The 26,670-nt window shown below is 63.1% G+C and carries 24 protein-coding genes and 1 other RNA gene; 6 read left to right on the top strand and 19 right to left on the bottom strand.

The genetic code is table 11. From position 1 onward, the window contains the following. Positions 1–4: 4 nt before the first annotated feature. From N4J17_RS12195 to N4J17_RS12205, 3 genes are all read left to right on the top strand, one after another. Positions 5–2,758 (top strand): Hsp70 family protein, encoded by a 2,754-nt coding sequence (locus N4J17_RS12195; RefSeq protein WP_198321475.1) that lies wholly within the window; start codon positions 5–7, stop codon positions 2,756–2,758. A gap of 141 nt (positions 2,759–2,899) precedes the next feature. Then, positions 2,900–4,357 carry a deaminase gene (locus tag N4J17_RS12200; RefSeq protein WP_232470163.1) on the top strand — a complete coding sequence of 486 codons (1,458 nt, stop codon included), beginning with the start codon at positions 2,900–2,902 and terminating at the stop codon, positions 4,355–4,357. 46 nt (positions 4,358–4,403) lie between these two features. Next, positions 4,404–5,081, top strand: coding sequence for a Bax inhibitor-1/YccA family protein (locus N4J17_RS12205; protein WP_198321476.1), 678 nt, complete (start codon positions 4,404–4,406; stop codon positions 5,079–5,081). Between the two features lie 68 nt (positions 5,082–5,149). On the opposite strand, the gene pnp is transcribed toward N4J17_RS12205, so the two are convergent. The 7 genes from pnp to rimP form a co-directional block, all read right to left on the bottom strand. Then, positions 5,150–7,225, bottom strand: a complete 2,076-nt coding sequence (gene pnp / locus N4J17_RS12210; protein ID WP_198321477.1) for a polyribonucleotide nucleotidyltransferase — start codon at positions 7,223–7,225, stop codon at positions 5,150–5,152. A gap of 31 nt (positions 7,226–7,256) precedes the next feature. After that, entirely contained in the window at positions 7,257–7,526 is a 270-nt protein-coding gene (rpsO, locus tag N4J17_RS12215) for a 30S ribosomal protein S15 (protein ID WP_169603754.1), read from the bottom strand. 101 nt (positions 7,527–7,627) lie between these two features. Beyond that, positions 7,628–8,557, bottom strand: a complete 930-nt coding sequence (truB, locus tag N4J17_RS12220) for a tRNA pseudouridine(55) synthase TruB (RefSeq protein WP_198321478.1) — start codon at positions 8,555–8,557, stop codon at positions 7,628–7,630. Between the two features lie 4 nt (positions 8,558–8,561). Beyond that, positions 8,562–8,918, bottom strand: a complete 357-nt coding sequence (gene rbfA / locus N4J17_RS12225; RefSeq protein ID WP_198321479.1) for a 30S ribosome-binding factor RbfA — start codon at positions 8,916–8,918, stop codon at positions 8,562–8,564. Positions 8,919–8,935: 17 nt separating this feature from the next. Then, positions 8,936–11,545 carry a translation initiation factor IF-2 gene (infB, locus tag N4J17_RS12230; protein WP_198321480.1) on the bottom strand — a complete coding sequence of 870 codons (2,610 nt, stop codon included), beginning with the start codon at positions 11,543–11,545 and terminating at the stop codon, positions 8,936–8,938. Positions 11,546–11,579: 34 nt separating this feature from the next. Further along, positions 11,580–13,079 carry a transcription termination factor NusA gene (gene nusA / locus N4J17_RS12235; protein ID WP_198321481.1) on the bottom strand — a complete coding sequence of 500 codons (1,500 nt, stop codon included), beginning with the start codon at positions 13,077–13,079 and terminating at the stop codon, positions 11,580–11,582. Positions 13,080–13,096: 17 nt separating this feature from the next. Then, positions 13,097–13,549, bottom strand: a complete 453-nt coding sequence (rimP, locus tag N4J17_RS12240) for a ribosome maturation factor RimP (protein ID WP_198321482.1) — start codon at positions 13,547–13,549, stop codon at positions 13,097–13,099. 246 nt (positions 13,550–13,795) lie between these two features. Between rimP and N4J17_RS12245 the strand changes: the two genes are divergently transcribed. Further along, the gene (locus N4J17_RS12245; RefSeq protein WP_198321483.1) at positions 13,796–14,521 is read left to right on the top strand and encodes a UDP-2,3-diacylglucosamine diphosphatase; all 726 of its coding nucleotides are present in this window, start codon (positions 13,796–13,798) and stop codon (positions 14,519–14,521) included. Between the two features lie 11 nt (positions 14,522–14,532). Here the strand turns inward: N4J17_RS12245 and epmA are convergent, their stop codons facing one another. Further along, the gene (epmA, locus tag N4J17_RS12250) at positions 14,533–15,522 is read right to left on the bottom strand and encodes an EF-P lysine aminoacylase EpmA (RefSeq protein WP_198321484.1); all 990 of its coding nucleotides are present in this window, start codon (positions 15,520–15,522) and stop codon (positions 14,533–14,535) included. Then, the gene (gene efp / locus N4J17_RS12255; RefSeq protein ID WP_010960601.1) at positions 15,512–16,078 is read right to left on the bottom strand and encodes an elongation factor P; all 567 of its coding nucleotides are present in this window, start codon (positions 16,076–16,078) and stop codon (positions 15,512–15,514) included. Before efp ends, epmA begins: the two co-directional genes overlap by 11 nt. 100 nt (positions 16,079–16,178) lie before the next feature. Here efp and epmB point away from each other — a divergent pair, with 100 nt between their 5' ends. Continuing rightward, on the top strand, positions 16,179–17,165 hold the full coding sequence (gene epmB, locus N4J17_RS12260) for an EF-P beta-lysylation protein EpmB (RefSeq protein ID WP_198321485.1): 987 nt from the start codon (positions 16,179–16,181) through the stop codon (positions 17,163–17,165). Positions 17,166–17,240: 75 nt separating this feature from the next. On the opposite strand, the gene N4J17_RS12265 is transcribed toward epmB, so the two are convergent. Further along, positions 17,241–18,167, bottom strand: coding sequence for a 5'-nucleotidase (locus tag N4J17_RS12265; RefSeq protein WP_198321486.1), 927 nt, complete (start codon positions 18,165–18,167; stop codon positions 17,241–17,243). 147 nt (positions 18,168–18,314) lie between these two features. Here N4J17_RS12265 and N4J17_RS12270 point away from each other — a divergent pair, with 147 nt between their 5' ends. Next, on the top strand, positions 18,315–18,749 hold the full coding sequence (locus tag N4J17_RS12270) for a hypothetical protein (RefSeq protein ID WP_198321487.1): 435 nt from the start codon (positions 18,315–18,317) through the stop codon (positions 18,747–18,749). 28 nt (positions 18,750–18,777) lie between these two features. Here the strand turns inward: N4J17_RS12270 and N4J17_RS12275 are convergent, their stop codons facing one another. The 9 genes from N4J17_RS12275 to N4J17_RS12315 form a co-directional block, all read right to left on the bottom strand. Continuing rightward, positions 18,778–19,122, bottom strand: a complete 345-nt coding sequence (locus N4J17_RS12275; protein WP_198321488.1) for a histidine triad nucleotide-binding protein — start codon at positions 19,120–19,122, stop codon at positions 18,778–18,780. A 24-nt stretch (positions 19,123–19,146) separates the two neighbouring features. Then, a complete protein-coding gene (recR, locus tag N4J17_RS12280; RefSeq protein WP_198321489.1) occupies positions 19,147–19,743 on the bottom strand; it encodes a recombination mediator RecR in 597 nt (198 codons plus the stop codon). A 6-nt stretch (positions 19,744–19,749) separates the two neighbouring features. Beyond that, a complete protein-coding gene (locus tag N4J17_RS12285; RefSeq protein ID WP_198321490.1) occupies positions 19,750–20,073 on the bottom strand; it encodes a YbaB/EbfC family nucleoid-associated protein in 324 nt (107 codons plus the stop codon). A gap of 4 nt (positions 20,074–20,077) precedes the next feature. Continuing rightward, complete coding sequence (dnaX, locus tag N4J17_RS12290; RefSeq protein ID WP_198321636.1) at positions 20,078–21,733, bottom strand: DNA polymerase III subunit gamma/tau; 1,656 nt, start codon at positions 21,731–21,733, stop codon at positions 20,078–20,080. 38 nt (positions 21,734–21,771) lie between these two features. After that, positions 21,772–21,868, bottom strand: an RNA gene (gene ffs / locus N4J17_RS12295) — signal recognition particle sRNA small type. Between the two features lie 156 nt (positions 21,869–22,024). Further along, on the bottom strand, positions 22,025–22,561 hold the full coding sequence (locus N4J17_RS12300) for a DUF2058 domain-containing protein (RefSeq protein ID WP_198321491.1): 537 nt from the start codon (positions 22,559–22,561) through the stop codon (positions 22,025–22,027). A gap of 49 nt (positions 22,562–22,610) precedes the next feature. After that, on the bottom strand, positions 22,611–23,795 hold the full coding sequence (locus tag N4J17_RS12305) for an acetate/propionate family kinase (RefSeq protein ID WP_198321492.1): 1,185 nt from the start codon (positions 23,793–23,795) through the stop codon (positions 22,611–22,613). A gap of 7 nt (positions 23,796–23,802) precedes the next feature. Next, positions 23,803–24,102, bottom strand: a complete 300-nt coding sequence (locus N4J17_RS12310; protein WP_198321493.1) for a hypothetical protein — start codon at positions 24,100–24,102, stop codon at positions 23,803–23,805. A gap of 67 nt (positions 24,103–24,169) precedes the next feature. After that, positions 24,170–26,605, bottom strand: coding sequence for a phosphoketolase family protein (locus N4J17_RS12315; protein WP_198321494.1), 2,436 nt, complete (start codon positions 26,603–26,605; stop codon positions 24,170–24,172). Between the last annotated feature and the right edge of the window lie 65 nt (positions 26,606–26,670).

Genomic DNA, 26,670 nt, shown 5'->3' on the forward strand with positions numbered 1-26,670 from the left:
ACGCATGTCTTCCGCTGCGCCACACTACATCGTAGGCATCGACCTCGGCACGACGCATACCGTCGTTGCTTACGCCGACGGCGGTGACCCGTCGCGGATCGAACCGTTGTTCCTGGAACAGCTCGTTGCGCCGGGACAGGTGGTCGGGCGGCCGCTATTACCATCGGTGCGTTATCACCCGGCGGCAGGCGAACTTGCCGAAGCCGACAATGCCTTGCCCTGGCCGGTGGAGGAAATGGCACCGGGCTGCCGCCCGGTGATCGGTGAACTGGCCCGCCAGCTCGGGAGTCGCAGCCGCGGGCGGCTGGTCGCCAGCGCCAAGAGCTGGCTGTGCCACCCGGGCGTCGACCGGACGGCCGATATCCTGCCGTGGGGCGCGCCGGACGACGTGCCCAAGGTGTCGCCAGTCGAGGCATCGGCAAGTTTCCTCAGGCACGTGCGGTATGCCTGGAACCACCGTTTCCCGGCGCATCCGCTAGAAACGCAGGATGTCATCGTCACCATCCCCGCATCGTTCGACGACGCGGGCCGCGCCTTGACGGTGGAGGCGGCACGGCGGGCCGGCCTTGCGAACGTCCGTTTGCTGGAAGAACCGCAGGCAGCCTGCTACGACTTCCTGTGGACCCACCGCGGCCGGCTGGCCGAGACCCTGGAGGGTGTGAACCTGTTGCTGGTCTGTGACGTCGGCGGCGGCACCACCGATTTCACGCTCATACGTGTCGATGGCGGCGGATCGGAACCCGAACTCGAGCGCATCGCCGTCGGCAATCATCTGATGTTGGGTGGGGACAACATCGACCTCACTCTGGCGCACCGGCTGGAGCCGCGGCTGACCGGGGCCGGGCACAGCCTATCCGCCACCGATCTGATCCTCCTGGCCGAACAGTGCCGGCGCGCCAAGGAAACGCTGCTGGCGGAGCATGGACCGGAATCGGTGACCGTCACCCTGCTTGGCAAAGGCGGCGGCCTGATCGGGAGCGCCCGTTCCGTCGAGCTGAGCCGCCACGAAGTGTTGGAAGTCGTCCTCGACGGATTCTTTCCGCGGGTCGGGGCGGATGCAGTGCCGGAACGGCGCAGCGGCGTGGTCGAGTTCGGTTTGCCCTATGCGTCCGATCCGGCGATCACACGCCATGCCGCGGCGTTCCTGGCCCGCCACCGGAAAGATGCCGGCGGTGCCGTGCCGGACGCACTGTTGCTGAACGGGGGCGCATTCCATAGTCCGGTGATCGCCGGGCGGATGGCGGAAGTCATCGGCTCCTGGTGCGGGCGGACACCGGTGATGCTACGGAACCCGCGCCCCGACCAGGCCGTCGCCTTCGGCGCCGTGGCCTTCGGAATGGCGCGGCGGGGGCTCGCCGTGCGGAAGATCGGTGGCGGCTCGCCCCGGACCTATTATCTGCTGGTCGGCGATGCCAACGAACAGATCCGCCGCGGCGTCTGCATCCTACCGCGTGGTGCCGCCGAGGGCCAAGAGTGGACCGTCGAGCAGCGGAATTTCCTGCTGAGCGTTGGCCGGCCTGTGCGGTTTCACGTGTTTTCTTCCACCGTCGACTCGGGTCACGCTCCAGGCGACCTCGCGGTATTGGACGAGGCCGGATTCGGCGAGCTGCCGCCGCTAGCGGTAGCGCTCCAGGCGCAGGAGCGGGGTGACGTCGAGGTGCGCCTGGCCGCGCGACTCACGGCGATCGGTACGCTGCAGCTGCAGTGCGTGTCGGTCGCCGATCCGGAAAAGCGCTGGGATCTCGAGTTGCAGCTGCGTGCGGGCGGCCCGAGGCCGACGGCGTCCGCGAGTCTGCATCCGCGCACGGCGGAAGCGCAGGAGCACATCGGGTTGATCTTCGGCAAGAAAACACGCCAACTCGATCCCAAGGCCGTCAAGACCTTGCGCAACGATCTCGAAAAGATCTTGGGCAAACGGGAGGACTGGGATAGTGCATTGTGCCGCGAACTGTACGCGGCCCTGCTCGAAGGCGCACCGCATCGCCGCCGCTCGGCCGATCACGAACGGCTCTGGCTGAGCCTGGCCGGCTATTGCCTGCGGCCCGGCTTCGGCGCGCCGCTGGACGACTGGCGGGTGGGGCAGGTTTGGAATCTGTATTCGCAGGGATTGCAGTTCGTGAACGAGGCGCAAAACTGGTCCGAATGGTGGATATTGTGGCGGCGCATCGCCGGGGGACTGAGAGCCGAGGCACAGCAACGCCTGTTCGCCGATGTCACCGGCTTCATCGATCCGATGCGGGCGCGGCGGGGCAATGCCGAAGCGCTGGCCAAGAAGCGCGGCTTCGAGGACATGCTGCGGCTGGCGGCGTCGCTGGAGCGTTTGTCATCGGGCGATAAGGCCATGCTGGGCGGATGGCTCATCCAGCGACTGGATAAGGCGCCGGATTCGACGGAGCTCTGGTGGGCGCTGGGCCGTGTCGGTGCGCGTGCGCCGTTCCACGGCAGCGCCCACAACCTCGTCGCCCGCGAAGTCGTCGAAAGCTGGGTAGAGCTGGCCCTGCAGCGGGACTGGAAGAAACAGAGCTTCATCGCTTTCGCTGCGACCCTGCTGGCGCGCCTGACCGGAGACCGCGAGCGCGACCTCGACGCTGCCCTGCGGGACCGGGTCGCGGAAAAACTGGCTGCGTCCCGTGCACCGGAATCGTGGCTGGAGCTGGTGACCGAGATCAGAGTGTTGGGTGCAGCGGACGAAAAGCGCATCTTCGGCGAGGGGCTGCCGCCGGGCTTGCGTTTGGTCGACTCGATGGAGGTCACGTAGCGAACAGCTTGGTTTCCCCTCCAGAAAGATCACCGGGTCCATGGCGAGAAGTCCAGACACAACCTATGGGCATTTCCCTTCGGGCCGTCACACAATGGTCATGGCAGACTTCTAGCATCTTGGGAGGAATCCCGGCGCGGCATGACGATGGCTCAGAGTCTGGTCCGTTTCAAGAAGATCCTTTCCATAGTGGGCGACATCGTTAAGGTCGAGGTGCCCGCCATTGGTCATACGGACCTTGGTGCAGTCGGGATTCGCTTGGGTGACCTCGCCGTGATCGAAGATACCCCAGCACTTCGATCCCTGGCCCAAGTAATCCGGATAGAGCAAGAACAGGTGTCGCTCCAGGTCTTCTCCGGAACCAGGGGGGCCACCCAGGCTTCGGTCCATTTCCTCGGCCACGCCATGCGAGTCACTTATTCCTCGAACATACTAGGCCGTGTGTTTGCGGGGACGGGGGAGCCTCTCGACGGCAACTCCCGGTTGGAGTTCGATCCCAAGGTACCGATCGGCGTTGCGTCGGTGAACCCCTTGAGGCGGACCGTGCCCGCACGCATGATCCGTACCAACGTGCCGATGATCGACCTGTTCAACTGCCTGGTGGAGAGCCAGAAGATCCCGATTTTCTCCATCCCTGGCGAACCCTTCGCCGTCGAGCACGGCAAGCGGGTCCTGGTCCTTATGACCGACATGACCACTTATGCCGACGCCATGAAAGAGATCGGCGTGGCTCTGGAACGGGGGCCGGTGAGCCGTGGCTATGGCGGCGACCTCTACTCGCAACTGGCGCGCCGTTATGAAAAGGCCTGTCATTTCAGCGGCGCCGGATCGGTCACCATACTCGCGGTGACGACCATGCCGGGCAACGACGTGACCCATCCGGTGCCCGACAACACCGGCTACATCACCGAAGGGCAGTTCTATCTGCACGATGGCATGCTGGACCCCTTCGGCTCCCTGTCGCGGCTCAAGCAGCACGTGATCGGCAAGGTCAGCCGCGAAGATCACGCCGCCTTGGCCAACACCATGATCCGCCTGTATGCGGAGGCGGTTTCGGCGGAGCAAAAACAGGCCATGGCCTTCGACCTGTCACCCTTCGACCTGAGGCTGCTCGAATCCGCCGATATCTATATGCAGGCCGCCATCGCCGAAGCCCGCAAAGGGCTGGAAGAAGGCGGCATCCCGATCGGCTCGGTCCTGTTGATCGATGGCGAAATCGTGGGCCGGGGACACAACCAGCGGGTGCAGAAAGGCAGCGCGATCCTGCATGCGGAGATGGATTGCCTGGAAAACGCCGGACGCCTGAGTGCTGCGGAGTACCACCGGGCGAGGCTCCACAGCACCTTATCGCCCTGTGATATGTGCAGCGGCACGGCCTTGCTCTACGGCATCCCCCGCATCGTCGCCGGGGAGAACCGGAGGTTCCAGGGACCGGAGGCGTACCGCCGCTCACGCGGCGTGGAGCTGCTGGTGCTGGATGATCCGGAATGTGCCGCGCTGATGAAGGATTTCATCGCAGCCCAACCCAACCGGCGCTCTGGAATGAGGACATCGGCGTGTGAAAGCGCATCCTGTTGCAGTGAAACTCGGCTAATATAATGCGGTTCATATTGGTTTTGTGTGAAATAACTTGAGGAGCTATCGAATGAGTATCCCCCGTGAACAGGTCTTGAGCCGTGGCGCTTCCGCCGTCGTGTCTCGCCACAAGGTTCTGACCAACACCTATGCGCTGCTGTCACTGACGCTGCTGTTCAGTGCGCTCACTGCCGGTGTGTCCATGGCGCTGGCACTGCCCCATCCGGGCATCATCATCACCCTGGTGGGCTATTTCGGCTTGCTGTGGCTGACCAACAGGTATTCCAACAGCGCGCTTGGCCTCCTGTGGGTCTTCGCCTTGACCGGCTTCATGGGTTACACCCTGGGGCCGATCCTGAACGCCTATATCACACACTTCGCCAATGGTACTCAGCTGGTCATGATGGCCATGGGCGGTACCGGTGCGGTGTTCCTGGGCCTTTCGGCTTATGCGCTGACGACCCGCAAGGACTTCGGCTTCCTCGGCGGCATGCTCGGAGCTGGCATCTTGGTCGCATTCCTGGCCGGTCTGGTCGCCGTTTTCGTGCCTGGCCTGATGGGGTTGAGCCTGGCGGTGTCGATAATGTTCGTGGTGCTGATGGCCGGAATGATTCTGTTTCAGACCAGCGCGATCATTCACGGTGGCGAAACCAATTATATTCTCGCCACCGTGTCGCTGTATGTGACGATCTTCAATCTGTTTACCAGTTTGTTGCAGTTGCTCGGTGTGTTCAGTAGCGACGATTGATCGTCGCCGGTCATTCGGCCATAAAAAACCCCGGCTAAGCCGGGGTTTTTCATTCCGACGGCTGTAGATTAGTCGACGGCTTTCATGCTGAGCCGGACCCGGCCCTGGCGGTCGATCTCCAGTACCTTGACTTTGACCACGTCGCCCTCCGCCAGCTTGTCGCTGACTTTCTCGACATGCTCGTCGGAGATCTGAGAGATGTGCACCAAGCCATCCTTGCCCGGCAGGATGGTGACGAAGGCGCCGAAGTCCATCAACCGCGCGACCTTGCCCTCGTAGACCTTGCCGACCTCGACCTCCGCCGTGATGTCCTCGATGCGGCGGCGGGCTTCCAGACCGGCCTGCTTGTCGACCGAGGCGATCTTGACGACGCCGTCGTCGGTGATGTCGATGCTGGTGCCGGTTTCTTCAGTGATGGCGCGGATGGTCGCACCGCCCTTGCCGATCACTTCCCGGATCTTGCTGGGATCGATGGTGAAGCTGGTGATGCGCGGCGCGTAATCGGACATTTCGCTGCGCGGCGCCGGCAGCGCCTGTGCCATTTTGTCCAGGATATGCATCCGTCCCTCGCGGGCTTGATGCAGCGCCTGGCGCATGATTTCCGGCGTGATGCCATCGATCTTGATGTCCATCTGCAGCGCGGTGACGCCGTCGCGGGTGCCGGCGACCTTGAAGTCCATGTCGCCCAGGTGGTCCTCGTCGCCCATGATGTCGGACAGCACGGCAAATTCTTCGCCCTCGAGGATCAGTCCCATGGCGATGCCGGCCACGGCGCCTTTGGTCGGCACGCCCGCATCCATCAATGCCAGGCTGCTTCCGCAGACCGAAGCCATGGAGCTGGAGCCGTTGGATTCGGTGATCTCCGAGACGATGCGGATGACGTAGGGGAACTCGTCCATCGTTGGCATGATCGCCTGCACGCCGCGCTTGGCCAGGCGTCCATGGCCGATCTCGCGCCGTTTGGGCGAGCCGATGGCGCCGGTTTCCCCCACACAATAGGGGGGGAAGTTGTAGTGCAGCATGAAATTTTCTTTGTACTCGCCTTCCAGCGCGTCGATGAGCTGCGCGTCGCGGCCCGTGCCTAGCGTTGCGACTACCAGCGCCTGGGTTTCGCCGCGGGTGAATAAGGCGGAGCCGTGGGTACGGGGCAGCACGCCGGTGCGGATCGTGATGGGGCGCACCGTGGAAAGGTCACGCCCGTCGATCCGTTTTCCGTGGTGGAGGATGTTGCCCCGGACGATTTCTTCTTCCAGTTTCTCGATCTGCCGCTTGACCGCGTTTTCATCGTGAGCGCCTTCGGCGGTCAGGGCATCGGTCACCGCCTTCCGAACTTCTTTGAGCTTCTGCTGGCGGAGCTGCTTGTCGGCGATGCTGTAGCCTTCGCTCAGTCCCGCCCGGGCTAGTTCGTCGACTGCGGCGACCAGGGCCGTGTCGACGGTTGGCGGTTCCCACGGCCAGGGTGTCACGCCGACTTCTTCCGCCAGCTCGTTGATGGCGCGGATGGCTGTCTGCATCTGTTCATGGCCGAACACGACCGCCCCCAGCATCACTTCCTCGGGCAGGATCTTCGCCTCCGATTCGACCATGAGCACCGCATTGGCGGTTCCCGCGACCACCAGGTCGAGCTCCGATCCTTCCATGACCGAGCCGTCCGGATTCAGGACGTAGGCGCCATTCACGAATCCCACCCGGGCGGCGCCGATCGGACCTTTGAAAGGCAGGCCCGACAGCGTCAACGCTGCCGACGCGCCCAGCATCGACGGGATGTCGGGGTCGACTTCCGGATTCAGCGACATGACGGTGGCGACGACCTGGACTTCGTGGGTAAAGCCGTCCGGGAACAACGGCCGGATGGGCCGGTCGATCAGGCGTGCGGTCAGTGTTTCTTTTTCGCTGGGACGTCCCTCTCGCTTGAAGAATCCGCCCGGAATGCGTCCGGCAGCGTAGGCCTTTTCCTGGTAATTGACGGTAAGGGGGAAGAAATCGCCGTGCGGGGAGGCGTCCTTGCGCCCCACCACGGTAACCAGCACCACGGTGCCCGCCATGTCCACCATGACCGCGGCATCGGCCTGACGGGCGATCTCGCCGGTTTCGAACGAAACGGTATGAGCGCCGTACTGAAATTGCTTCCGGATCGGGTTCACGGGTTCTCCTTGGGCTGTCGGCGGGTAAGGGTTATTTGCGGAGACCCAGCCGCTCGATGAGCGTGCGGTAGCGTTCGTTGTCCGTGCTCTTCAGATAGTCCAGCAGCTTGCGGCGCTGGTTGACCAGACGGAGCAGACCGCGGCGGGAATGAAAGTCCTTTTTGTGCTTGACGAAATGAGGGGTCAGATAGTTGATGCGGTTGGTCAGCAGGGCCACCTGGACCTCGGGGGAGCCGGTATCGCCGGGGGCCCGCTGGAATTCCTGTACGATGGCGCTTTTTTCTGCTGCTGTGAAAGCCATGGGATAATCTCCAAAAAAAACTCGTTGAAAACCTTTTAAACAATCGTTAATTGTACCGTCTGACTCAGGATCAGGACAAGATTCCCTCGAGCCGGACCGACTCAGGCGGACCTGGGCTCTGCTTCGCAGCCGCAAGGATTGATCACCCGCTGGGGGGCGATTCCTCCTTTGCCGTCGCTGCGGCCTATGCCGAGAAACACCTGTCCGCGGGAATACACCCGGAGCAGCTCGCCAACCGGGACATCGATCCCGCTGACGGCCTGCCCGTGCAGGAACAGCCGGGCCCGGTCGGCATCGAGCGACACCGCCGGCCAGTGCGGCACCATCGAGTCCATCGGCCGCAGGCAATCGAGCCGGGCCGCCGGTGCCATGGCCTCCAACTGCTCCAGGGTGACGGCCTGAGCGACGGAAAATCCGGCGACGGCGGTGCGCCGCAACACTTCGACATGAGCCCCGCAGCCAAGCGCATGGCCGATATCCTCCACCAGGGTTCGGACATAAGTGCCCTTGGAGCAGTGGACGTCCAGTTCCAGATAATCCGCCCCCCTTGCCGCCAGTTCGATGCGGAAGATCGTCACCGGGCGCGCCTGCCGTTCGACTTCCACCCCCTTGCGCGCCAGTTCGTAGAGCCGCTTTCCTTGATGCTTCAAGGCCGAAAACATCGGCGGCACTTGAAGGATGGGGCCGGTGAATTTTGCCAGCAGGGCGAGGAGGGCCGGTTCATCGAGCACAGGTACGGGCGACCGCGACAGGATTTCGCCGTCGGCATCGCCGGTATCGGTGGTGATGCCGAGCCGGGCCAAGGCGCGGTAGCGCTTGTCGGAATCCAGCAGGTAGCCGGAAAGCTTGGTGGCCTCGTTGAAGCAGAGCGGCAGGATGCCGCTGGCAAGGGGATCCAGGCTGCCGGTATGGCCAGCCTTACGCAGGCCGAGCAGTTTTCGGGCCCGCTGCAAGGCGCTGTTCGATGTCATGCCGCTGTTCTTGTCGAGCAGCAGGACCCCGGACAGCGTAGCTGCCGAAGAGGACCTCATGCCTTTAGGCATCGCCCTTGTTCAGAGATCGCAACACTTCGTCCATGTGCATCCCGCGCTCGATGGAGTCGTCATAAGCGAAACGGATTTCCGGGATGATGCGCATCCGCATCCGCCGCCCCAGCACCTGTCGGAGCTGAGGGATGAACTCGCCCAGCCGCTTTACAGCCGCTTTGGTCTCCAGTCGGCCGCCGAGAAAAGTCACGAATACCTTAGCCACGGTGAGGTCGCGGCTGACCTCGACGTCGCTGACGGTAACCATGCCGAGCTCCGGCGCATCGATGCCGGTGCGCAGGAACTCGGCGATTTCCCGCTGCATCTGGGCGGAGACCCGATCGCTGCGGCTGAATTCTCTAGGCATGTTTCTGGATCATCGTGTCAGTGGGGCGTGATCTGGACCTTTTCGAACACCTCGATCTGGTCGCCTTCGCGGACGTCGTTGTAGTTTCTGACCGCGATACCGCACTCCATGCCGGACTTGACCTCGTTGACGTCGTCCTTGAAGCGGCGCAGGGATTCGAGCTGGCCTTCGAAGATGACCACGTTGTCGCGGAGCACGCGGATCGGCAGGTTGCGGCGGACGTGGCCCTCCACGACCAGACAGCCGGCGACGGTGCCAAACTTGGATGAACGGAAGACCTCTCTGACCTGGGCGATGCCGATGATCTGCTCCTTGAACTCGGGTTCCAGCATGCCGCTGATCGACTTCTTGACCTCGTCGATGGCGTTGTAGATCACGCTGTAGTAGTGCAAATCGATGCCCCGTTCCTCGATCAGCTTGCGGGCGCTGGCGTCGGCGCGCACGTTGAAGCCGATCAGGATCGCGTTGGAGGCCAACGCCAGGTTGGCGTCGGTTTCGGAGATGCCGCCGACGCCGCCGCCGATGACCCTCACCTTCACCTTGTCGGTAGACAACTCGGTCAGGGCGCTGCGCAGTGCTTCGAGGCTGCCTTGGACGTCGGCCTTGATGACCAGGTTGAGGTCGATGGTTTCTTCGCTGCCCATGAGCGAAAACACGTCCTCCAGCTTGGCGGCCTGTTGCGCGGCCAGCTTGGTGGAGCGCAGTTTTTCCTCGCGGTGCAAGGCGATTTCGCGCGCCTTGCGTTCGTCGGCCACCACGATGAATTCATCGCCCGCTTCCGGTGCACCCGAGAGCCCCAGCACTTCGATGGGCGTCGAGGGCCCGGCTTCCTTCAGTGGTTTGCCGTTTTCGTTGAACATGGCGCGGACGCGGCCGATTTCTTTGCCACAGAGCAGAAAATCGCCTTTGCGCAAGGTGCCGCGCTGGATCAGGATGTCGGCCACTGGGCCGCGCCCTTTTTCCAGCTTCGATTCCAGAACCACACCGGTGGCCGGAATGTCCACGGGCGCCTTGAGTTCCAGCACCTCAGCCTGGACCAGGATGGCATCGAGCAACGCATCGATGCCGGCGCCGGTTTTGGCCGATACCGGAACGAATTGCACGTCGCCGCCCCATTCTTCGGGCACCACGTTGAGTCCTACCAACTCCTGCTTGACCCGGTCGGGATCGGCGTCGGCCTTGTCCATTTTGTTCAGGGCGACGACCAGAGGTACGCCGGCGGCGCGGGAGTGGTCGATGGCTTCCTTGGTCTGTGGCATCACGCCGTCATCGGCTGCGACCACCAGCACCACGATGTCGGTGACTTTGGCGCCGCGGGCCCGCATCGCGGTGAACGCGGCATGGCCGGGCGTGTCGAGGAAGGTGATGGAGCCGTGGTCGGTCTTGACCTGGTAAGCGCCGATGTGCTGAGTAATGCCACCGGCTTCGCCAGCGGCGACCCGCGATTTGCGGATATAGTCCAGCAGTGAGGTCTTGCCGTGGTCGACATGGCCCATGATGGTGACCACCGGCGGACGCGGCAGATGCGGGGCTTCGGCCTCGGCGGCGAGATTGGCCATGATTTCTGCTTCCAGGTCGTCCTCCTTTTGCGCGGTAGCCTTGTGGCCCATTTCCTCGACCACCAGAATGGCCGTTTCCTGGTCCAGCATCTGGTTGATGGTCGCCATCACGCCCATTTTCATCAGGGCCTTGATGACTTCGATGCCCTTGACCGACATACGCTGGGCCAAATCCGAGACCGTGATGGACTCGGGAACCGCGACTTCGTGAACGATAGGGGCGGTCGGTTTCTCGAAACCGTGCTTCTGCTCCGGCATGACCATCGGCCTGCCGGACTTGGGTTTTTTGCGTTTTCCGCCGCCTTTGCGGAAATCGTCACCCTGGATTTCCCGGTATTCGTCTTTTCGGCTCAAACCCGCGCCCCGCTTCTCACCACGCGCTTCCACTTCGCGTTCGGGGACATAGGCGCGAGGGGCTTCGCCCTTGGGTTTGCCTGCGGGTGGCCGCGGCGCCGCAGGACGGGCTTCCGGCGCCCGCTGAGGGGCCGAAGGAGTGGGGGCCGGTGCGGGCATGGGCGCAGGGGTTTCACGCTCGCTTGTGGTTCGGCGCTCTTCCTCTTCCTGGCGCTTAAGCTCTTCGGCCGCGCGGGCGGCTTCTTCCTGCCTGCGGCGCTCTTCTTCGGCCGCCTGCTGGCGGAGCAGTTCTTCCTGCTGCCGGCGTGCTTCCTGCTCGGCCAGTTCGCGCTGCTGCTGTTCCTCCAGTGCCCGTCGGGCCAGTTCGGCTTCGGTAAGCCGTTCGCTGGTTTCGGGCAGTTCGCTGCGCTTGACGTAAGTGCGCTTCTTGCGCACTTCCACGCTGATCGTTTTCGCCCCCTTGCCCGGTACCGTGCCCTGTTTCAGCTCGGTGACGGAGCGCCGCTGGAGCGTGACCCTTTTGGGTTCGGTCACACTTTCCTGCACTTTGCCATGACTTTGGCGCAGATGATTGAGCAGCTTCATTTTTTCGGCATCGCTCAACACATCGTCCGCGTCAGAGATCTGAAGGCCAGCGTCTCCGAGCTGATGGAGCAGCCGATCGAGGGGAATGCCCACGATCCCGGCCAGTTGTCTCACTGTTACATCACTCATGATTCAGCCCCTATCGGTAATCGTCCTTGCGTCTTCAGGAAAACCACGAGGCGCGCGCCTTCATGATGAGTTCAGCGGCCTTTTCCTCTTCCATGTCTTCGATGTCCAAAAGATCCGGGACGGCCTGGTCGGCCAGGTCTTCCAGCGTGCGAATGCCGTGGCGCGCGAGGCGGTAGGCCAGTTCGCGGTTCATACCTTCGAGTTCCAGAAGATCCTGGCTGGGCTCGACGTCCTCGAGCTTCTCCTCGGAGGCGATGGCTTTGATGAGCAGTGCGTCCCTTGCACGATTGCGCAATTCTTCCACGATATCCTCGTCGAATTCCTCGATTTCGAGCAATTCCTTGGTCGGCACGTAGGCCAGTTCTTCCACACTGGAGAAGCCTTCCCGGACGAGGATTTCCGCGACGTCTTCGTCCACGCCGAGCTGCTCGACGAAAGTCTGGATCAGGCGACGGGTTTCTTCCTCAGTCTTGGCGGCGGCCTGGGTGGAGCTCATGACGTTCAAGGTCCAGCCGGTGAGTTCGGACGCCAGGCGTACGTTCTGGCCGCCGCGTCCGATGGCTTGCGACAGGTTTTCGTCGGCGACGGCGATGTCCATGCTGTGACGGTCTTCGTCCACGACGATGGATACGATCTCGGCCGGCGACATGGCGTTGACCACGAACTGGGCGTCATTTTCGTTCCACAGGATGATGTCGATGCGTTCTCCCGCCAGTTCGTTGGACACGGCCTGGACCCGCGAACCGCGCATGCCGACGCAGGCGCCGATCGGGTCGAGGCGGGGATCGTTGCTCTTGACGGCCACTTTGGCACGGACGCCGGGGTCGCGCGCTGCCCCCTTGATTTCGATGAGATTTTCGCTGACTTCCGGGACTTCCAGCCGGAACAAGGCGATCAGGAGTTCCGGCGCCGTGCGGCTGACGAAAAGCTGCGGGCCCCTGGCGTCGGGCCGGACCGCGCTCAGGATGCCGCGCAGGCGGTCGCCGGCCCGGACGGACTCGCGCGGAATCATTTCGTCGCGCGGGATGAAGGCTTCCACGTTGCCGCCGAGGTCGAGAAAGACATTGCCCCGTTCGATGCGCTTGATGACACCCGTGACCAGCTCACCGACGCGGCTCTGATAGGCATCCGCGATCTTACGCCGTTCGGCCTCGCGCACTTTCTGCACGATCACTTGCTTGGCCGTCTGGGCGGCGATCCGGCCGAACTCGATGGAGTCGAACGGTTCTTCCACGAATTCGCCGACGGCAATGCCGGGGTGGGTTTTGCGCGCTTCTTCGAGCAATATCTCTTTATCCGGGAATTCGACGCCACCTTCGAATTCCTCGCGGGGCTCCACCACTTTCCAGCGGCGGAAGGTTTCGTAGTCGCCGGTCTTGCGGTCGATACTCACACGCACATCATACCTGCCGTCGTGCCGCTTGATCGTCGCGGTGCGGAGCGCCTCTTCGATCGCGGAAAAAATGACTTCTTTTTCGATGTCCTTTTCGTTCGACACCACGTCCACTACCAGCAGGATTTCTTTATTCGCCATCAGGTCGTCCTACAATCTCAGATATCAAATTCGGGTATGAGCCGGGCCTTGTCGATCAGGTCGAAAGGGATGGCATGCAGGCCGTTGTCGTCCTCGAGGTCGATCACATCCCCTCGGACGCCCGCGATCTTGCCCTTGAACCGCCGCTGACCATCCAGGGATCGCATCGTTTGCAGCCGCACCTGACGGCCGATGAAGCGTTCGAAATGCTCGATGGTAAACAGCGGCCGGTCGAGTCCGGGCGATGATATTTCCAGCTGGTACTGGCCGGGGATGGGATCTTCCACATCCAGCATACCGCTGAGCTGGTAGCTGACCTTCGAGCAGTCGTCCAGACCTATTCCCTCGGAGTGGTCGATGTAGACGCGCAGAACTCTGGCACGGGCGTCGAATTCAATTCCCGCCAGTTCATAACCCAGGCCGGTAACGACGGGCTCGATCAGTCGCTGCAGGTGTTCGGGCATCCGCATGGTCAGTGTCCGCTCACAAAAAAAGGGCACAAGGCCCAATGTTGTTATCCCGTTCCTTCAGAAACTAAAAACGCCCGCAAGGGGCGCCATTCGGGACCTGGTCCTCCAGGCTGGAAGACCCGTCTCATCAGACTGTGTATGCTACCATAAATAACTCGAGGAGATAAACCCCCAGATTCTCAAGCACTTTACCCCGCCGTTCGGTCGAACCGGCGCTTTTATCCTTAGGCTTCCCTGGAGCAGACTTTGAGACCGGAGACGCTGTTCATTGCCGACCTGCACCTGAGCGCGGGAGGGGCTGGCCGGGTCCGGCTGTTCGAGGATTTCCTCGCCGGCCATGCCCGTGGCGCCGAGGCTTTGTACATACTCGGCGATCTGTTCGACGCTTATATCGGCGACGACGATACCGCTTTTCCCGCCGGAGTGGTGCGGCGAAGTCTCCGGGCGCTGACGCACTCCGGCACCCGGGTGTTTTTCCAGCAGGGCAACCGCGATTTCCTGGTCGGCCCGGCGTTCGCCGCGACCACCGGGGCAACCCTGCTCGACGACTATGCGGTCATCGACCTGTACGGGCAGAAGGCCGTGGTCACGCATGGCGATCTGCTGTGCACGGACGATCGCAAATATCAGCAGGCCAGGGCGCGGGTCCGCACCGATGCCTGGAAGCGCCACGCCCTGGGCAAACCGCTATGGATACGCAGACTTTACGCACGCGGGTACCGCTTGCGTTCCGCGCTGGACAAGCGCGGCAACGCGCCGGACATCATGGACGTCAACGCGGCCGAGGTGGCGCGGGTGTTCCGGGATTTCGGCGTGGACGTCATGATCCACGGCCACACCCACCGCCCGGCGGATCACGACCTGGTCTGCGGTCGTCCGGTCCGTCGGATCGTACTGGCGGAGTGGCACAGCGAAGGTGAATTCCTGCGCTGGACGCCAGAAGGGGGGGAGCGGGTACGGATTTCCCCGTAAGTTCGACCGGCTCAGGCTTTGGCCAAAGGGAAGGCCAGGGTATCGGCGATCGCGTCCAGCCGGTGGAGACCGAGCAGCAGCCGGTCGATGCCGAGGGCGATACCGGCGCAATCGGGCAGACCGGCTTTCAGAGCATCCAGGAGGCGGTAGTCCTTTTCCGGAGCGGGAAGGCCGGCGTCGATGCGGGCCGCGATGTCCCGGTCGAAGCGGCATTCCTGCTCCAGCGGATCGTTGAGTTCGAAAAAGCCATTGCCCAGCTCCATCCCGTCCAGGAATACCTCCACCCGTTCCACCAGCCGCTTATCGTCCGGTTTGAACCGGGCCAGGGACGGCAGGATCGCGGGAAAATCGCGTACGAACGTGAAACGTCCCTGCCCCAGATGGGGCTGGACGAGGTGGCTGAACAGCAGGTCGAGCCAGATCGAACGGTCCGTTCCGCAGATTGCTTCGGCTTCCTGCAGGCCGTGGCTCGCAGCGCAGCCGACGAAATCGGCAAACCCGGCGTCGAGTGGATCGATGCCGGCATGTCTCAGAAAGGACTCGCGGTAGCTCAGGTGTTCGGAGGGGGCCAGCGGACGGACGTTTTCGCTCAGTACCTGCAACAGCGCATCGGTTTCTTCGATCAATTCAGCGAGGCCAAAACCGACCCTGTACCACTCCAGGAGAGTGAACTCGGGGTTGTGGAAGCGGCCGGATTCATCTTTGCGGAAGGCTTTGCATATCTGATAGATCGAGCCGCTGCCGGCGGCCAGCAGCCGCTTCATCGCGAATTCCGGCGAGGTCTGCAGGAACAGCCGTGACGAACCGTCGCCGCTTCCACAGACGGAAAAAACGCTCAGGTGCGGATCGGTCACAGTACCGTGCGAGAGGAGGGGGGTCTCGACTTCCAGCACCTCCCGTTCGGCGAAGAACTGTCGGATTTTCCGAAGAAGCTCCGCCCGCCGGTGCAGCATGGCCGGCGGGCAGGACGGACGCCAGTCGGAAGGCGCCCTATTTGACACGAGAGACGTATTCCCCTGTGCGGGTGTCCACTTTGATGACCTCACCGGTCTGGACGAACAACGGTACCCGGACTACGGCGCCGGTTTCCAGTGTGGCAGGTTTACCGCCACCGCCGGAGGTGTCGCCGCGCACGCCGGGGTCGGTTTCGGTAATGGTGAGTTCCACGAAATTGGGCGGCTGAACCGCCAGCGGGACATTGTTGAACAGGGTCAGGATGCAGATGTCCTGTTCCTTCAGCCACTTCTTGGCGTCGGCTACGGCATTCTGATCGGCGGCGTACTGCTCGAAGGACTCCGGTACCATGAAATGCCAGAGCTCGCCGTCGTTGTAGAGATACTGCATCTCCACGTCGACCACGTCCGCGGTTTCCAGGGTCTCGCCGGACTTGAATGTCCGTTCCACCACCCGGCCGGTCTTGAGGTTGCGCAATTTGACCCGGTTGAAGGCCTGGCCCTTGCCCGGCTTGACGAACTCGCTTTCGAGCATCGTGCAGGGATCACCATCCAGCATCACTTTCAAACCGTTCTTGAACTCACTCGTGCTAACAATAGCCATGCATACCTCGGGTCAATGCATCTGAAAAAAATACGGAGCATTATAATGGACGCTTTTTTATTGCGAAACCGTACAGCGCCGGTCAGGGACGGTAGACGACATGAGTGAGCAGTGGCAGGCCGAACTGGCCGAGGGTTTTGGCAGTGTCCGGGATCTCCTGGATTTTCTCGGCATCGCCGCGCCGTTTTCGGTGGAGGCTGCGGGAAAGTTTCCGTTCCGTGTGCCGCGCGCCTATGCCCGGAAAATAAGACCGGGCGACCCATATGACCCGCTGCTCCGGCAGGTTCTGCCGTTGGGGCAGGAACTGGCCTCTCCAGAAGGTTTCGTTAGCGATCCGGTCGGCGACCGGCAGGCCCTCAAGGTCCCCGGCCTGCTGCACAAATATCGGGGGCGGGCGCTCCTGATCACTACCGGTGCCTGCGCGATCCACTGCCGCTATTGTTTCCGGCGCGAATTCCCCTATGCCGAAAGCCAGTTCACGCGCCAGCGGGAGAAGGCCGCTCTGGATTACATCGCCCGCGATCCGGAGCTTGGGGAGGTCATTCTGAGCGGCGGCGATCCGCTGCTCCTCAGCAACGACCGCCTGGCGCGCCTGACGGACCAGCTCGCGGCGATTCCGCACTTGCGGCGGCTGCGTATCCACAGCCGGGTGCCTCTGGTGTTGCCGTCCCGCATCGATGACGAGCTGCTGGAAGTTCTCGCCGGCCATCGGCTCAAAACGGTGGTGGTGATTCACGCCAATCATCCCCGGGAACTGGGCGGCGAGAGCGACCGCGCCTTTGCCGCCATGCGGCATGCGGGCCTGGCGCTGCTGAACCAGGCGGTGCTGCTGAAGCAAGTCAACGATTCCGTCAGCACTTTGTGCGAACTCAGCGAATGCTTGTTCGAACGCGGGGTGCTGCCTTACTACCTGCATCTGCTGGACAGAGTGCGCGGTACTGCCCATTTCGAAGTGCCGGAAGCCGAAGCCCGGATGCTGCACGAAGCCCTGCGCCGCCGGCTGCCTGGATATCTGGTACCGCGCCTGGTCCGGGAAATCGAGGGACAGCCCTACAAGCTGCCGCGCGGCTCATGTGAGACAACGTGAAGTGTTTCTTTGTCCGTCTCTCCCGCAATTGGGAGAGGTTCGGGGTGAAGGGGCGATCATGACGAGCGGTTACCTTCATCCATCCCGGGCCGCCGTTTGCCCTTCATCATCGGGCGGGTTGGCCACGCCAAGCGGCACGTGGCCGGTCGCTACATGGCGGCTGGCGGCTTCGCAATTGCTTCTCTGGTCATCGAAAAAGATATCCGCCCCGAAAGCGGCCAGGAACTGACTCTTGTCCCGTCCACCGAGGAACAGCGCTTCGTCGATCCGGATATTCCACGCCCTCAGCGTCCGTACCACCCGTTCGTGTGCGGGCGCGGCGCGAGCTGTCACCAGGGCGGTGCGCAGCGGTGAACTGTCGGCATCGAAGCGGGTCTGAATATGATGGACAGCTGCCAGGAAATTCCGGAACGGGCCGCCGGGCAAAGGTTCGCGCGCGGCGACGCGTTCGTTCTCGGCGAAGGCTTCCAGTCCGGCCGAGCGGTAGATGCGTTCGGATTCGTCCGAGAACAGCACCGCGTCGCCGTCGAAGGCGATGCGCAGCTGGTCGGAGTCGCTACCGCGGGCAGGAGCCGTGATGATGGTGGCCGCTGCCTGCCCGTCGTTGAGGGCGTCGGCGACGTCGCCGGCTTCCGCCGACAGGAACAGATGGGCACCGAAGGCCGCGACATATTTGAACGGTGAGCGGCCGCCGGTGAAGGCCGCCCGGGTGATGTCCAGTCCGTGATGCTGGATGGAGTTGAAGATCCGAAGACCGGTGTCCGCGCTGTTGCGCGAGAGCAGGATGACTTCGACCAGCGGGGCGCCGAGGCGGTCGTTCATCGCGAGAAGTTTGCGGACCAGCGGGAAAGCGACACCCGGCGCCAGAATTTCGTCTTCATGCTCGATCTGGTAGCGGCAATAGGCCTCCCGGCCTTCCTGTTCGAAGATGCGGTGCGATTCGTCGAGGTCGAAAAGCGCGCGTGAGGAGATAGCGACGACGAGGCTGGAGGGTTGGTTCATGGCTTGAAAATCGCGAAGGTTCCGGCAGCGCCGGTATACATTTCGGCAGCGGTGCCGCACAATTGATCGTTTTCCGTGGCGTCTCCCCGAGAGGTTCCCGGATTCGTGGCAATCAGAACAAAAGCAGAACAAAACAAGAGGAGCATCATGCGCCGCAACATCTCCCTCCTATTACTGGTTTTATTCATCGTCGGTCTTTACGTGCTGCAGAACAAGGGTGTGACGCCTTTCGTGATGAAGGTCCTCGAATCCGACCTCTTCGATATAAAGGACGAAGAGGAAGAGCAGCTCGGCAAGATCAAGAATGCCCGTACCGACTTCGCTTACCTGCATTGCAAGGCCGCAATGCTGGAAGACCACGTGGTGCCAGAGAATTCGGAATTCCTCGATGACAAATACGAAGCCTGGGCCTTGGGCGGCAGGAATTACATTCTGCGGTCCGAGGTGCTGGTCGATTCCGAGCAGGGCCGGACCGCCCAGAAATTCGTGTGCAAGCTGCGCATGACGGGGGAAGACCAAGCCAATCCGGACGACTGGTCCATCCTCGGCACCGAGCTGAATCCCGTCGACGGCGGCGAATGACAGCTTTGCCTCTCCGCCTATGGGCGGATCAGCCCGGCGGCCAGTGCAGGCGGCGGCCGCCGAGGACGTGCAGATGCAGGTGGTCAACTGCCTGGCCGGCATCGCCCAGGCAGTTGACCACTGTGCGGTAGCCGGATTCGGCGATCCCTTCCAGCGCGGCGACCCGCTTGACCGTCTCGAACAGCGCTGCGGCCAGACCCGGCGCATCCGCCGGCAGCTCGTTGAGATTGGTGACGTGCGCCTTGGGAATCACCAGCACATGCACCGGCGCCTGCGGGTTGATGTCCCTGAACGCCAACGTCAACTCATCCTCATAGACCACGGCCGGTTTGATTTCCCCGGCGACCATTTGGCAGAAGATACATTGCGGCATACGCGGCTCCTTGGGTGGACGTTTTTAGAAATCCTTGCGACTGTCAAAGGCATGCGAAAGCGTGGCGCCGTCGACGTATTCCAGCTCTCCGCCGAATGGGATTCCGTGGGCGATGCGGGTGGTACGAACGCCGTGGCGCCGGGCCATGTCGCTGATGTAATGGGCGGTCGCTTCGCCCTCGACGGTGGCGTTGGTCGCCAGGATCAGTTCCGCGACCCCGTCGTTCTTCAGCCGTTGCTCCAGGATGTCCAGCCCCAGCTCTTCGGGGCCGATGCCATCGAGTGGCGAGAGCCTTCCGTTGAGTACGAAGAACAGGCCCTTGTAGCCGGTGGAGCGGCTGATGGCGAACACCTCGGCCGGCGATTCCACGATGCAAAGGAGGGACCGGTCCCGAGCCGGGCTGGCGCAGTACTCGCACAGCGAGCGCTCGGTCAAGGTGCGGCACTGGCTGCATAAACCCACCTTGTTCAGAGCTTGGCGGAGGGCTTCGCTCAGCCTACCGGCAGCGTCGCGATCGCGCTGCAATAGATGCAGCGTCATACGTTGGGCAGTTTTGGGCCCGACGCCGGGCAGGCAGCGCAGCGCTTCGATCAGCTCGGCAATGGCGCCGCCTTGCCGCATGTGGAACTAGAACGGCATGTTGAAGCCGGGCGGGATGCCCAGGCTTCCCGTCAGTCCGGCCATTTTTTCCTGCTTGAGCTTGGCGACCCGGCGCACACCGTCGTTGAAGGCCGCGGCGATCAGGTCTTCCAACACTTCGCGTTCCTCCTGGAGCAGACTGGGATCGATCTCCACCTTGAGCACTTCGCGTTTGCCGTTCATGCGGATTTTTACCAAGCCACCGCCGGCTTCGGCCTGGATTTCGGTCGCCGCGATCTCTTCCTGGGTTTTCTGGAAGGTTTCCTGGAAGCGCTGTGCCTGCTGCATCAGGTTGGCCAAAGGGTTTTTCATGGGGTTACCTCGGATTTTCGTGGCTGTCCAGCGGCCGGGTCGAGCCGGCCACGATCTGCGCACCGAACATGTCCTTTAGCGCGTGGACGGTGGCATCGTTTTCGATTTCGAGTTCAGCCTCACGCTGTCTCTCGGCCTGGGCGCGCTGGTCGGCGGCCGCCGGTGTTTCCTCGTCCAGGGATTCGCTGCGGATCGTCAGCTTGATGGGGCGCCCGAGGAACTTTTGCAAGGCGGTCTCGAGATTGTTCGTCACCGTCGGCGTGTGGATCTGCGCCTGTCTGGGGTCCAGCGCCAACTCGCAGGTCTGTTCCGTCAGCGCCCTCAGCACGCAGTGGCTGGCGAGCTGGCGGGTCATGCCGGCGAGGTTCATCGCCTCGATCATCTGCGGCCAATCCCGGCCGGTGCCGGCTGCTGCCGGCCGGGCGGCGGGTTCGGCCGTTTCCGCGACAGGGTGACGGACAGCGGCATGATGGGGGCCTTCCGGGAGGCTGCGCGGCTCCCGGATGCCGCCGCCGTCGGAGGGGGGGCGTTGCGCCGCTGCGGTCGGCGGGACAGCCCTGAGGGCGGCGGCCTCCGCGGCCTGTGGCCGAAAGGCCAGCATCCGCAGCAGCAGCATCTCGAAGCCATCGCGCGGGTCCGGCGCCAACTGCAAATCCTTTTGACCTTGCAGCGCAATCTGGTAGTAGAGCTGGGTATCCTCCGGCGCGAGGCGGCGGGCGAGGGCCAGTACGCATTCAGCCTCCTCGTCGTGGCGGATGGCATCCGGTGCAAACTGGGCGATCGCAATCTGGTGCAAGATTGCCAGCAGTTGCTGCACGACGTCCTGGTAGTCCGGCGAAAATTCGGCGAGCGCGGCGGCCTCCGCAAGCAGCGTGTCGGCACGGCCCTCGGCCAGAGCATCGAGCAGGCTGTAGACGGGTTCCCGCGACACGGTGCCGAGCATGGCGCTGACGCCGGTATCGGTGAGTCGGCCGCCGCAATGTGCGATGGCCTGGTCCAACAGGCTCAGGCCGTCGCGCATACTGCCCCGGGCGGCGCGGGCCAGGGCTTTGGCGGCACCGGGCTCGAACTCCAGATTCTCTGCCGCGAGGATCTGCACCATCTGTGCGCGGATCTGTTCTGGAGTCAGCCGTTTCAGGTTGAACTGCAGACAGCGTGACAGCACGGTGACCGGGATCTTCTGCGGATCGGTGGTCGCCAGCAGGAATTTCACATGCGGCGGCGGCTCCTCCAGGGTCTTCAGCAGGGCATTGAAGCTGTGCCCGGAGAGCATATGGACTTCGTCGATCAGGTAGACCTTGTAGCGTCCCTGGTTAGGAGCGTACTGGACGTTTTCCAGGAGCTCGCGGGTGTCTTCGACCTTGGTGCGGGAGGCGGCGTCGACCTCGATCAGATCGATGAAGCGGCCATCGTCCACCTCCCGGCAGCTCAGGCAGCGCCCGCAGGGATTCGGCCCCTGGCGGTCTTCGCAATTGATCGCCTTCGCCAGAATCCGGGCCAGCGTGGTCTTGCCGACGCCGCGGGTGCCGGTGAACAAATAGGCGTGGTGCATGCGGTTTGCTTCCAGCGCATGCGTCAGCGCCTTGACGACGTGCTCCTGGCCGACCACTTCGGTGAAGTCGTGGGGCCGCCACTTACGCGCAAGTGCCTGGTAGAGCATGGGGTTGCGGCGGAAGAAGTAGGGAATTGGGTGGCTCACCGCACCAGCCACACCCCGGCACACGAGTCCGCTGCTACCGTTGCTCCCTTCCGGGCCTGGCGGGGTTCACAGCGTATCATTGCGAGGGGACCGATGCGGCTTGCCATAGAATCGGTGAGCCGGGTGCTCATCAGAGAAAGCGCATTATGCCTGTTAATCCAGAGCGGCACAAGGAGCGATGTCCGCCGTCTCCCGCGAAGCGACCCTCTCCGGTGGACGGCCGATCGACGCCGGTGCGCCGGCCTGCCCGGATCACCAGATCAGATCATCCGGCACTGGGTAGGTGGCATAGGGATCGTCTTTGTTTTCCTCGCCGGCGCCGGGCGGCGGGTTTTTCAGCACGATACACGAGGGGTCCCTCACTGCGATGCGCTCGGCGACTTCCGCCGGTACCAGTTCGTATCGGCCGTCCAGTTTAACGATGGCGATCTGGCCGTGGACGATGCGTCTGCGCATGGCCTCGTCGACGTAGATACGCTTGACGATGCCGCCGTCGGCGAAGTTGTAGGCGACTTCTCCATCGCCACTCTGGCGGTTGGCTTCGATGAGCTGGCGTATCTGCGCAACACGTGCCTTGCGCTCCTCGGCTTCCTTCCTTTGCAGATTCAGCTCGCGGTCGCGCGCGGCTTTCTCGGCCTGGGCTTGCCGGATCGTGGCCTTTTCGGCATCCGCGCCCTTGTTTTCGGCGCTGCGCTGGCGTTCCTTGCGCAGGTCCTTCTGCGCCTTTTTCAGTTGCCTGTCATTGACCAGACCTGCCTTGCGCAGTTGTTCTTGGAGAGGATTGCTCATGGTCGGCTACCTGTTCGCTTCGCTATTTTGGGGGGGCGAATGTTAAGACTTAAAGGGGTCTGGGGGAACCGGGCGGGAGGGCCAGGGTTCGCCGGACATGGCGGGCGATCATGGCCTCCTCGTTGGTGGGGACCACCAGCACATGAATGCGGCTTTCCGGCGTATGCAGGACCCGGTTGGCCGCCGGATCGATCGCGACCCCGAGCCAGGCCGAAAGCTCGCAGATCCGGGCCCGCACGGACGCTGCGTGTTCGCCGATGCCGGCGGTGAAGACCAGCGCGTCCAGCCCGCCCAGTGCGGCACTCAACGAACCGATTTCGCGGGCGATGCGGTAGCAGAAATACTCCACGGCCTCGGCGGCTTCCGGCCGGGCGCTGGCCAGGAGGTCGCGCATGTCGCCGCTTAGGCCGGACAGTCCCAGGAGTCCCGAGCGCTTGTACAACAGGTCCGAGAGGGTCCGCGTATCCATGCCCGGCTGGTCCATGAGATGCAGCAGCACGCCGGGATCGATGGCACCGCAGCGGGTGCCCATGGGAATGCCGTCCAGGGCGGTGAAGGACATGGTGGTCGCGACGCTGCGGCCCGCCCGCATAGCGCACAGACTGGCACCGTTGCCGAGATGGCAGACGATGGTACGGCCTGCCGCCGCGACGGGGTCGATTTCGGCCAAGCGCGAAGCGATGTATTCGTAGGACAAGCCATGGAAGCCATAGCGGCGGATGCCGGCCGCCTCGTATTCCCTGGGCAGGGCGAAGCGCTTTTCGATGGCGGATTGAGTGGCGTGGAAGGCGGTGTCGAAGCAGGCCACCTGCGGCAGGTCGGGAAACTTCGTCGCCAAGAGTCGGATGGGGGCGAGATTATGCGGCTGGTGCAGCGGCGCCAGGGGAATCAGCGCCTCGATCTGGCCGATGACTTCATCGGTAACCCGTACCGGCCGGATCAGGCGGTCACCGCCGTGCACCACCCGGTGGCCGACCGCGGCGGGCTCGAAGCCCCCGTCGTTGCGCTGCAGCCAGGCGAACAGCCAGTCCAGCGCCTCCTCGTGGGTCTGTGCCGGGATCGGACCCTGAAACAGCACGGTACCAGCGGCATCGCGCAGGTGGGCGCAGGCGCCGTTGCCGGGCTTGTCGCCCAGCCGGTCGAGCAGGGCACTCAGCAGCCGTTGCTCGCCGTTCAGCAGGGAGAACTTGACGGTCGAGGAACCGCCGTTGACGACTGCGACGGGCCCGTCCATGGCGTTCTCAGAGGAGGGAAGCCGGTCCCGGTTGTTCACGTTCGTTTTCCATCGCCTTGTCCATGATCTCTTTATAGAGCTCGACCGCGCGGGCATAAATTTCCTGGTATTCCGGCTGGCGGTCCACCTGCGGTTTGATGGCTTGCGCGGTTTCGAACACATTGCGGAGAAAGCCGATGTCCAGCTCGTCGAGCGGTTCCTTGCGCTCGACTTTCGCCTGGATGTCCCGTGCCCGCGGCAGGCGGTGAGTGGTGAATTCCGTCAACAGAGCGACCGCAATGCCCTGATCTTTGGAGACTTCCGTCATGGGGTTTCCTGTTTGCTATGGATAAGAAAGGAAGACGGCCGGGCGGTACCGCCGTCCCTGTGGCCGGTCAACCCGGCCAGCGCCAGGCCGCGACCTCCGGCATGTCGATGCCATGTTCGTAGGCGTATTGACGGCAGGCGATCTGCTGTTTGCGGAAGCGGGCCTTGGCGTGGGCGCCGGAGACCGCTATTTCCGGAATCCGGTCGATGACGTCGATCGCCAGGCTGAAGCGGTCGATCTGGTTGTTGATCGCCAGCTCCAACGGAGTGTTGATGTTGCCTTTCTCCTTGTAGCCGCGCACGTGCATGTTGACATGGTTGGTGCGGCGGTAGGCCAGGCGGTGGATCAGCCAAGGATAGCCGTGGAAGTTGAAGATGATCGGCTTGTCTTTGGTGAACAGGCTGTCGAAATCCTTGTCGCTGAGACCGTGCGGATGCTCGGATTCGGGCTGCAGTTTGAACAGGTCCACCACATTGATGAAGCGGATCTTCAGTTCCGGGAACTCCTCGCGCAGCATAGCGGTGGCGGCCAGGGCCTCCAGGGTTGGGATGTCGCCGGCGCAGGCCATGACCACGTCCGGTTCCTGCCCCTCGTCGTTGCTGGCCCATTCCCAGATGCCCAAGCCCTCGGTGCAATGGGCGATCGCGGCATCCATGTCCATGAACTGGAGGTGCAACTGTTTGTCCGACACGATCACGTTGATGTAGTTCTGGCTGCGCAGACAGTGATCGGCGACCGAAAGCAGGCTGTTGACGTCCGGCGGCAGGTAGATGCGGGTGACTTCCGCGCTCTTGTTGACGACGAGGTCCAGGAAGCCGGGGTCCTGGTGGGTGAAGCCGTTGTGGTCCTGCCGCCACACGGTCGAGGTGATGAGCAGGTTGAGCGAGGCCACGTCCTGGCGCCAGGACAGGTTGTTGCAGATCGACAGCCACTTGGCGTGCTGGTTGAACATCGAATCGATGACGTGGACGAAGGCTTCGTAGGTGGAGAGGAAACCGTGGCGTCCGGTGAGGAGGTAGCCTTCCAGCATGCCTTCAAGGGTATGCTCGCTGAGCATTTCCATGACCCGGCCGTCGGGGGCCAGTTCGCTGCCGTCCTGGTCTTCGGGGAAATATTCGGCGATCCAGAACTTCTTGGCGGCAGTGTACACGGCGTCCAGCTTGTTGGAGGTGTTCTCGTCCGGGCCGAAGATCCGGAAGTTGTGCATGTTCTCCTTCATGACGTCGCGCAGGAACACGCCCAGCGGCTGGGTGTTCGGGGCTTCGATCTGGCCCGGTTTGGCGACCTCGATGGCGTAGTTGCGGAAGTTCGGGATGCGCAGAGCCTTTTTCAGAAGGCCGCCGTTGGCGTGGGGATTGAGACCCATACGGCGGAGGCCGGCCGGCGCCATTTCCCGGATTTCCGGGATGGGGCGGCCTTCGGCGTCGAACAGTTCTTCCGGCTTGTAGCTGCGCATCCAGTTTTCCAGCAGCTTCAGGTGCTCGGGGTTTTTCGCGACGTCGGCCACTGGCACCTGGTGGGCGCGCCAGAAGCCTTCGACGTGGCGGCCGTCGATCTGGCGCGGCGCGGTCCAGCCTTTGGGCGAGCGCAGCACGATCATCGGCCAGCGCGGCCGTCGGGCGAGGCCGGAGGCGCGGGCTTCGGTCTGGGCGGCGTGGATGTCTTCGACACAGCGGTCCACGGTTGCGGCCATCGCCTGGTGCATGCTCTCCGGTTCCGAGCCTTCCACGAAATAGGGAGTGTAGCCGTAGCCCTTGAGCAGGTTTTCCAGCTCGTCGTGGCTGATGCGTGCCAGCAGGGTGGGATTGTTGATCTTGTAGCCGTTGAGGTTGAGGATCGGCAACACCGCGCCATCGCGGATCGGGTTGAGGAATTTGTTGATGTGCCAGGAAGTGGCCAGCGGGCCGGTTTCCGCCTCGCCGTCGCCGACCACGGCAGCCACGATCAGATCGGGATTGTCGAAGGCCGCGCCGCAGGCGTGCGACAGCACGTAGCCCAGTTCGCCGCCTTCGTGGATCGAGCCGGGCGTCTCCGGCGTGCAATGGCTGCCGATCCCGCCAGGGAAGGAGAACTGCTTGAAGAAGTTCAGCAGGCCTTCTTCGCTCAGGTCCTTGTCGGGGTAGATTTCGGTGTAGCTGCCTTCCAGGTAGAGCGGACCCAGCACTCCGGGGGCGCCGTGGCCGGGGCCGGCCATGAAGATCATGTTCAGGTCGTGTTTCCGGATGGCCCGGTTCATGTGGGTGTAGACGAATGCAAGGCCGGGGCTGGAGCCCCAATGGCCGAGCAGGCGGTTCTTGATGTGCTCGGGTTTGAGCGGCTCACGCAGTAACGGATTCCCCCGCAGGTAGATCATGCCCAGCGCCAGGTAGTTGCAAGCCCGCCAGAAGGCATGGATTTTCCGGGCTTCTTCGGCATCCAGCGGGGTTCCGCCCACGGTGGCGCGGGTCGGGCCGTAGACGGTGAGCCGTTCGAATTCGGAAGAAAAGGGGGGCTGGGTTTCCATGGGTCACTCTCCTGAGGTGAGCTTCGGGGCTTAAGGAGGTTTTGAGCAGGGCCCGGCGGGCCCCG

Origin of the sequence: Methylococcus capsulatus, assembly GCF_036864975.1 — a bacterium.
In the GTDB taxonomy this organism is placed as follows: domain Bacteria; phylum Pseudomonadota; class Gammaproteobacteria; order Methylococcales; family Methylococcaceae; genus Methylococcus.

Bases quoted from the DNA above. Each gene is read 5' to 3' on its own strand.
- recR (WP_198321489.1), bottom strand. From the start codon at position 19,743: ATGCGGCAAGGCGGCGCCATTGCCGAGCTGATCGAAGCGCTGCGCTGC.
- N4J17_RS12285 (WP_198321490.1), bottom strand. From the start codon at position 20,073: ATGAAAAACCCTTTGGCCAACCTGATGCAGCAGGCACAGCGCTTCCAG.
- N4J17_RS12310 (WP_198321493.1), bottom strand. From the start codon at position 24,102: ATGACGGAAGTCTCCAAAGATCAGGGCATTGCGGTCGCTCTGTTGACG.
- N4J17_RS12270 (WP_198321487.1), top strand. From the start codon at position 18,315: ATGCGCCGCAACATCTCCCTCCTATTACTGGTTTTATTCATCGTCGGT.
- epmB (WP_198321485.1), top strand. From the start codon at position 16,179: ATGAGTGAGCAGTGGCAGGCCGAACTGGCCGAGGGTTTTGGCAGTGTC.
- N4J17_RS12205 (WP_198321476.1), top strand. From the start codon at position 4,404: ATGAGTATCCCCCGTGAACAGGTCTTGAGCCGTGGCGCTTCCGCCGTC.
- efp (WP_010960601.1), bottom strand. From the start codon at position 16,078: ATGGCTATTGTTAGCACGAGTGAGTTCAAGAACGGTTTGAAAGTGATG.
- N4J17_RS12265 (WP_198321486.1), bottom strand. From the start codon at position 18,167: ATGAACCAACCCTCCAGCCTCGTCGTCGCTATCTCCTCACGCGCGCTT.
- nusA (WP_198321481.1), bottom strand. From the start codon at position 13,079: ATGGCGAATAAAGAAATCCTGCTGGTAGTGGACGTGGTGTCGAACGAA.
- dnaX (WP_198321636.1), bottom strand. From the start codon at position 21,733: ATGCTCTACCAGGCACTTGCGCGTAAGTGGCGGCCCCACGACTTCACC.
- rbfA (WP_198321479.1), bottom strand. From the start codon at position 8,918: ATGCCTAGAGAATTCAGCCGCAGCGATCGGGTCTCCGCCCAGATGCAG.
- rimP (WP_198321482.1), bottom strand. From the start codon at position 13,549: ATGCGGATGCCCGAACACCTGCAGCGACTGATCGAGCCCGTCGTTACC.
- N4J17_RS12195 (WP_198321475.1), top strand. From the start codon at position 5: ATGTCTTCCGCTGCGCCACACTACATCGTAGGCATCGACCTCGGCACG.
- N4J17_RS12275 (WP_198321488.1), bottom strand. From the start codon at position 19,122: ATGCCGCAATGTATCTTCTGCCAAATGGTCGCCGGGGAAATCAAACCG.
- truB (WP_198321478.1), bottom strand. From the start codon at position 8,557: ATGAGGTCCTCTTCGGCAGCTACGCTGTCCGGGGTCCTGCTGCTCGAC.
- N4J17_RS12300 (WP_198321491.1), bottom strand. From the start codon at position 22,561: ATGAGCAATCCTCTCCAAGAACAACTGCGCAAGGCAGGTCTGGTCAAT.
- N4J17_RS12315 (WP_198321494.1), bottom strand. From the start codon at position 26,605: ATGGAAACCCAGCCCCCCTTTTCTTCCGAATTCGAACGGCTCACCGTC.
- N4J17_RS12305 (WP_198321492.1), bottom strand. From the start codon at position 23,795: ATGGACGGGCCCGTCGCAGTCGTCAACGGCGGTTCCTCGACCGTCAAG.
- rpsO (WP_169603754.1), bottom strand. From the start codon at position 7,526: ATGGCTTTCACAGCAGCAGAAAAAAGCGCCATCGTACAGGAATTCCAG.
- infB (WP_198321480.1), bottom strand. From the start codon at position 11,545: ATGAGTGATGTAACAGTGAGACAACTGGCCGGGATCGTGGGCATTCCC.
- N4J17_RS12200 (WP_232470163.1), top strand. From the start codon at position 2,900: ATGACGATGGCTCAGAGTCTGGTCCGTTTCAAGAAGATCCTTTCCATA.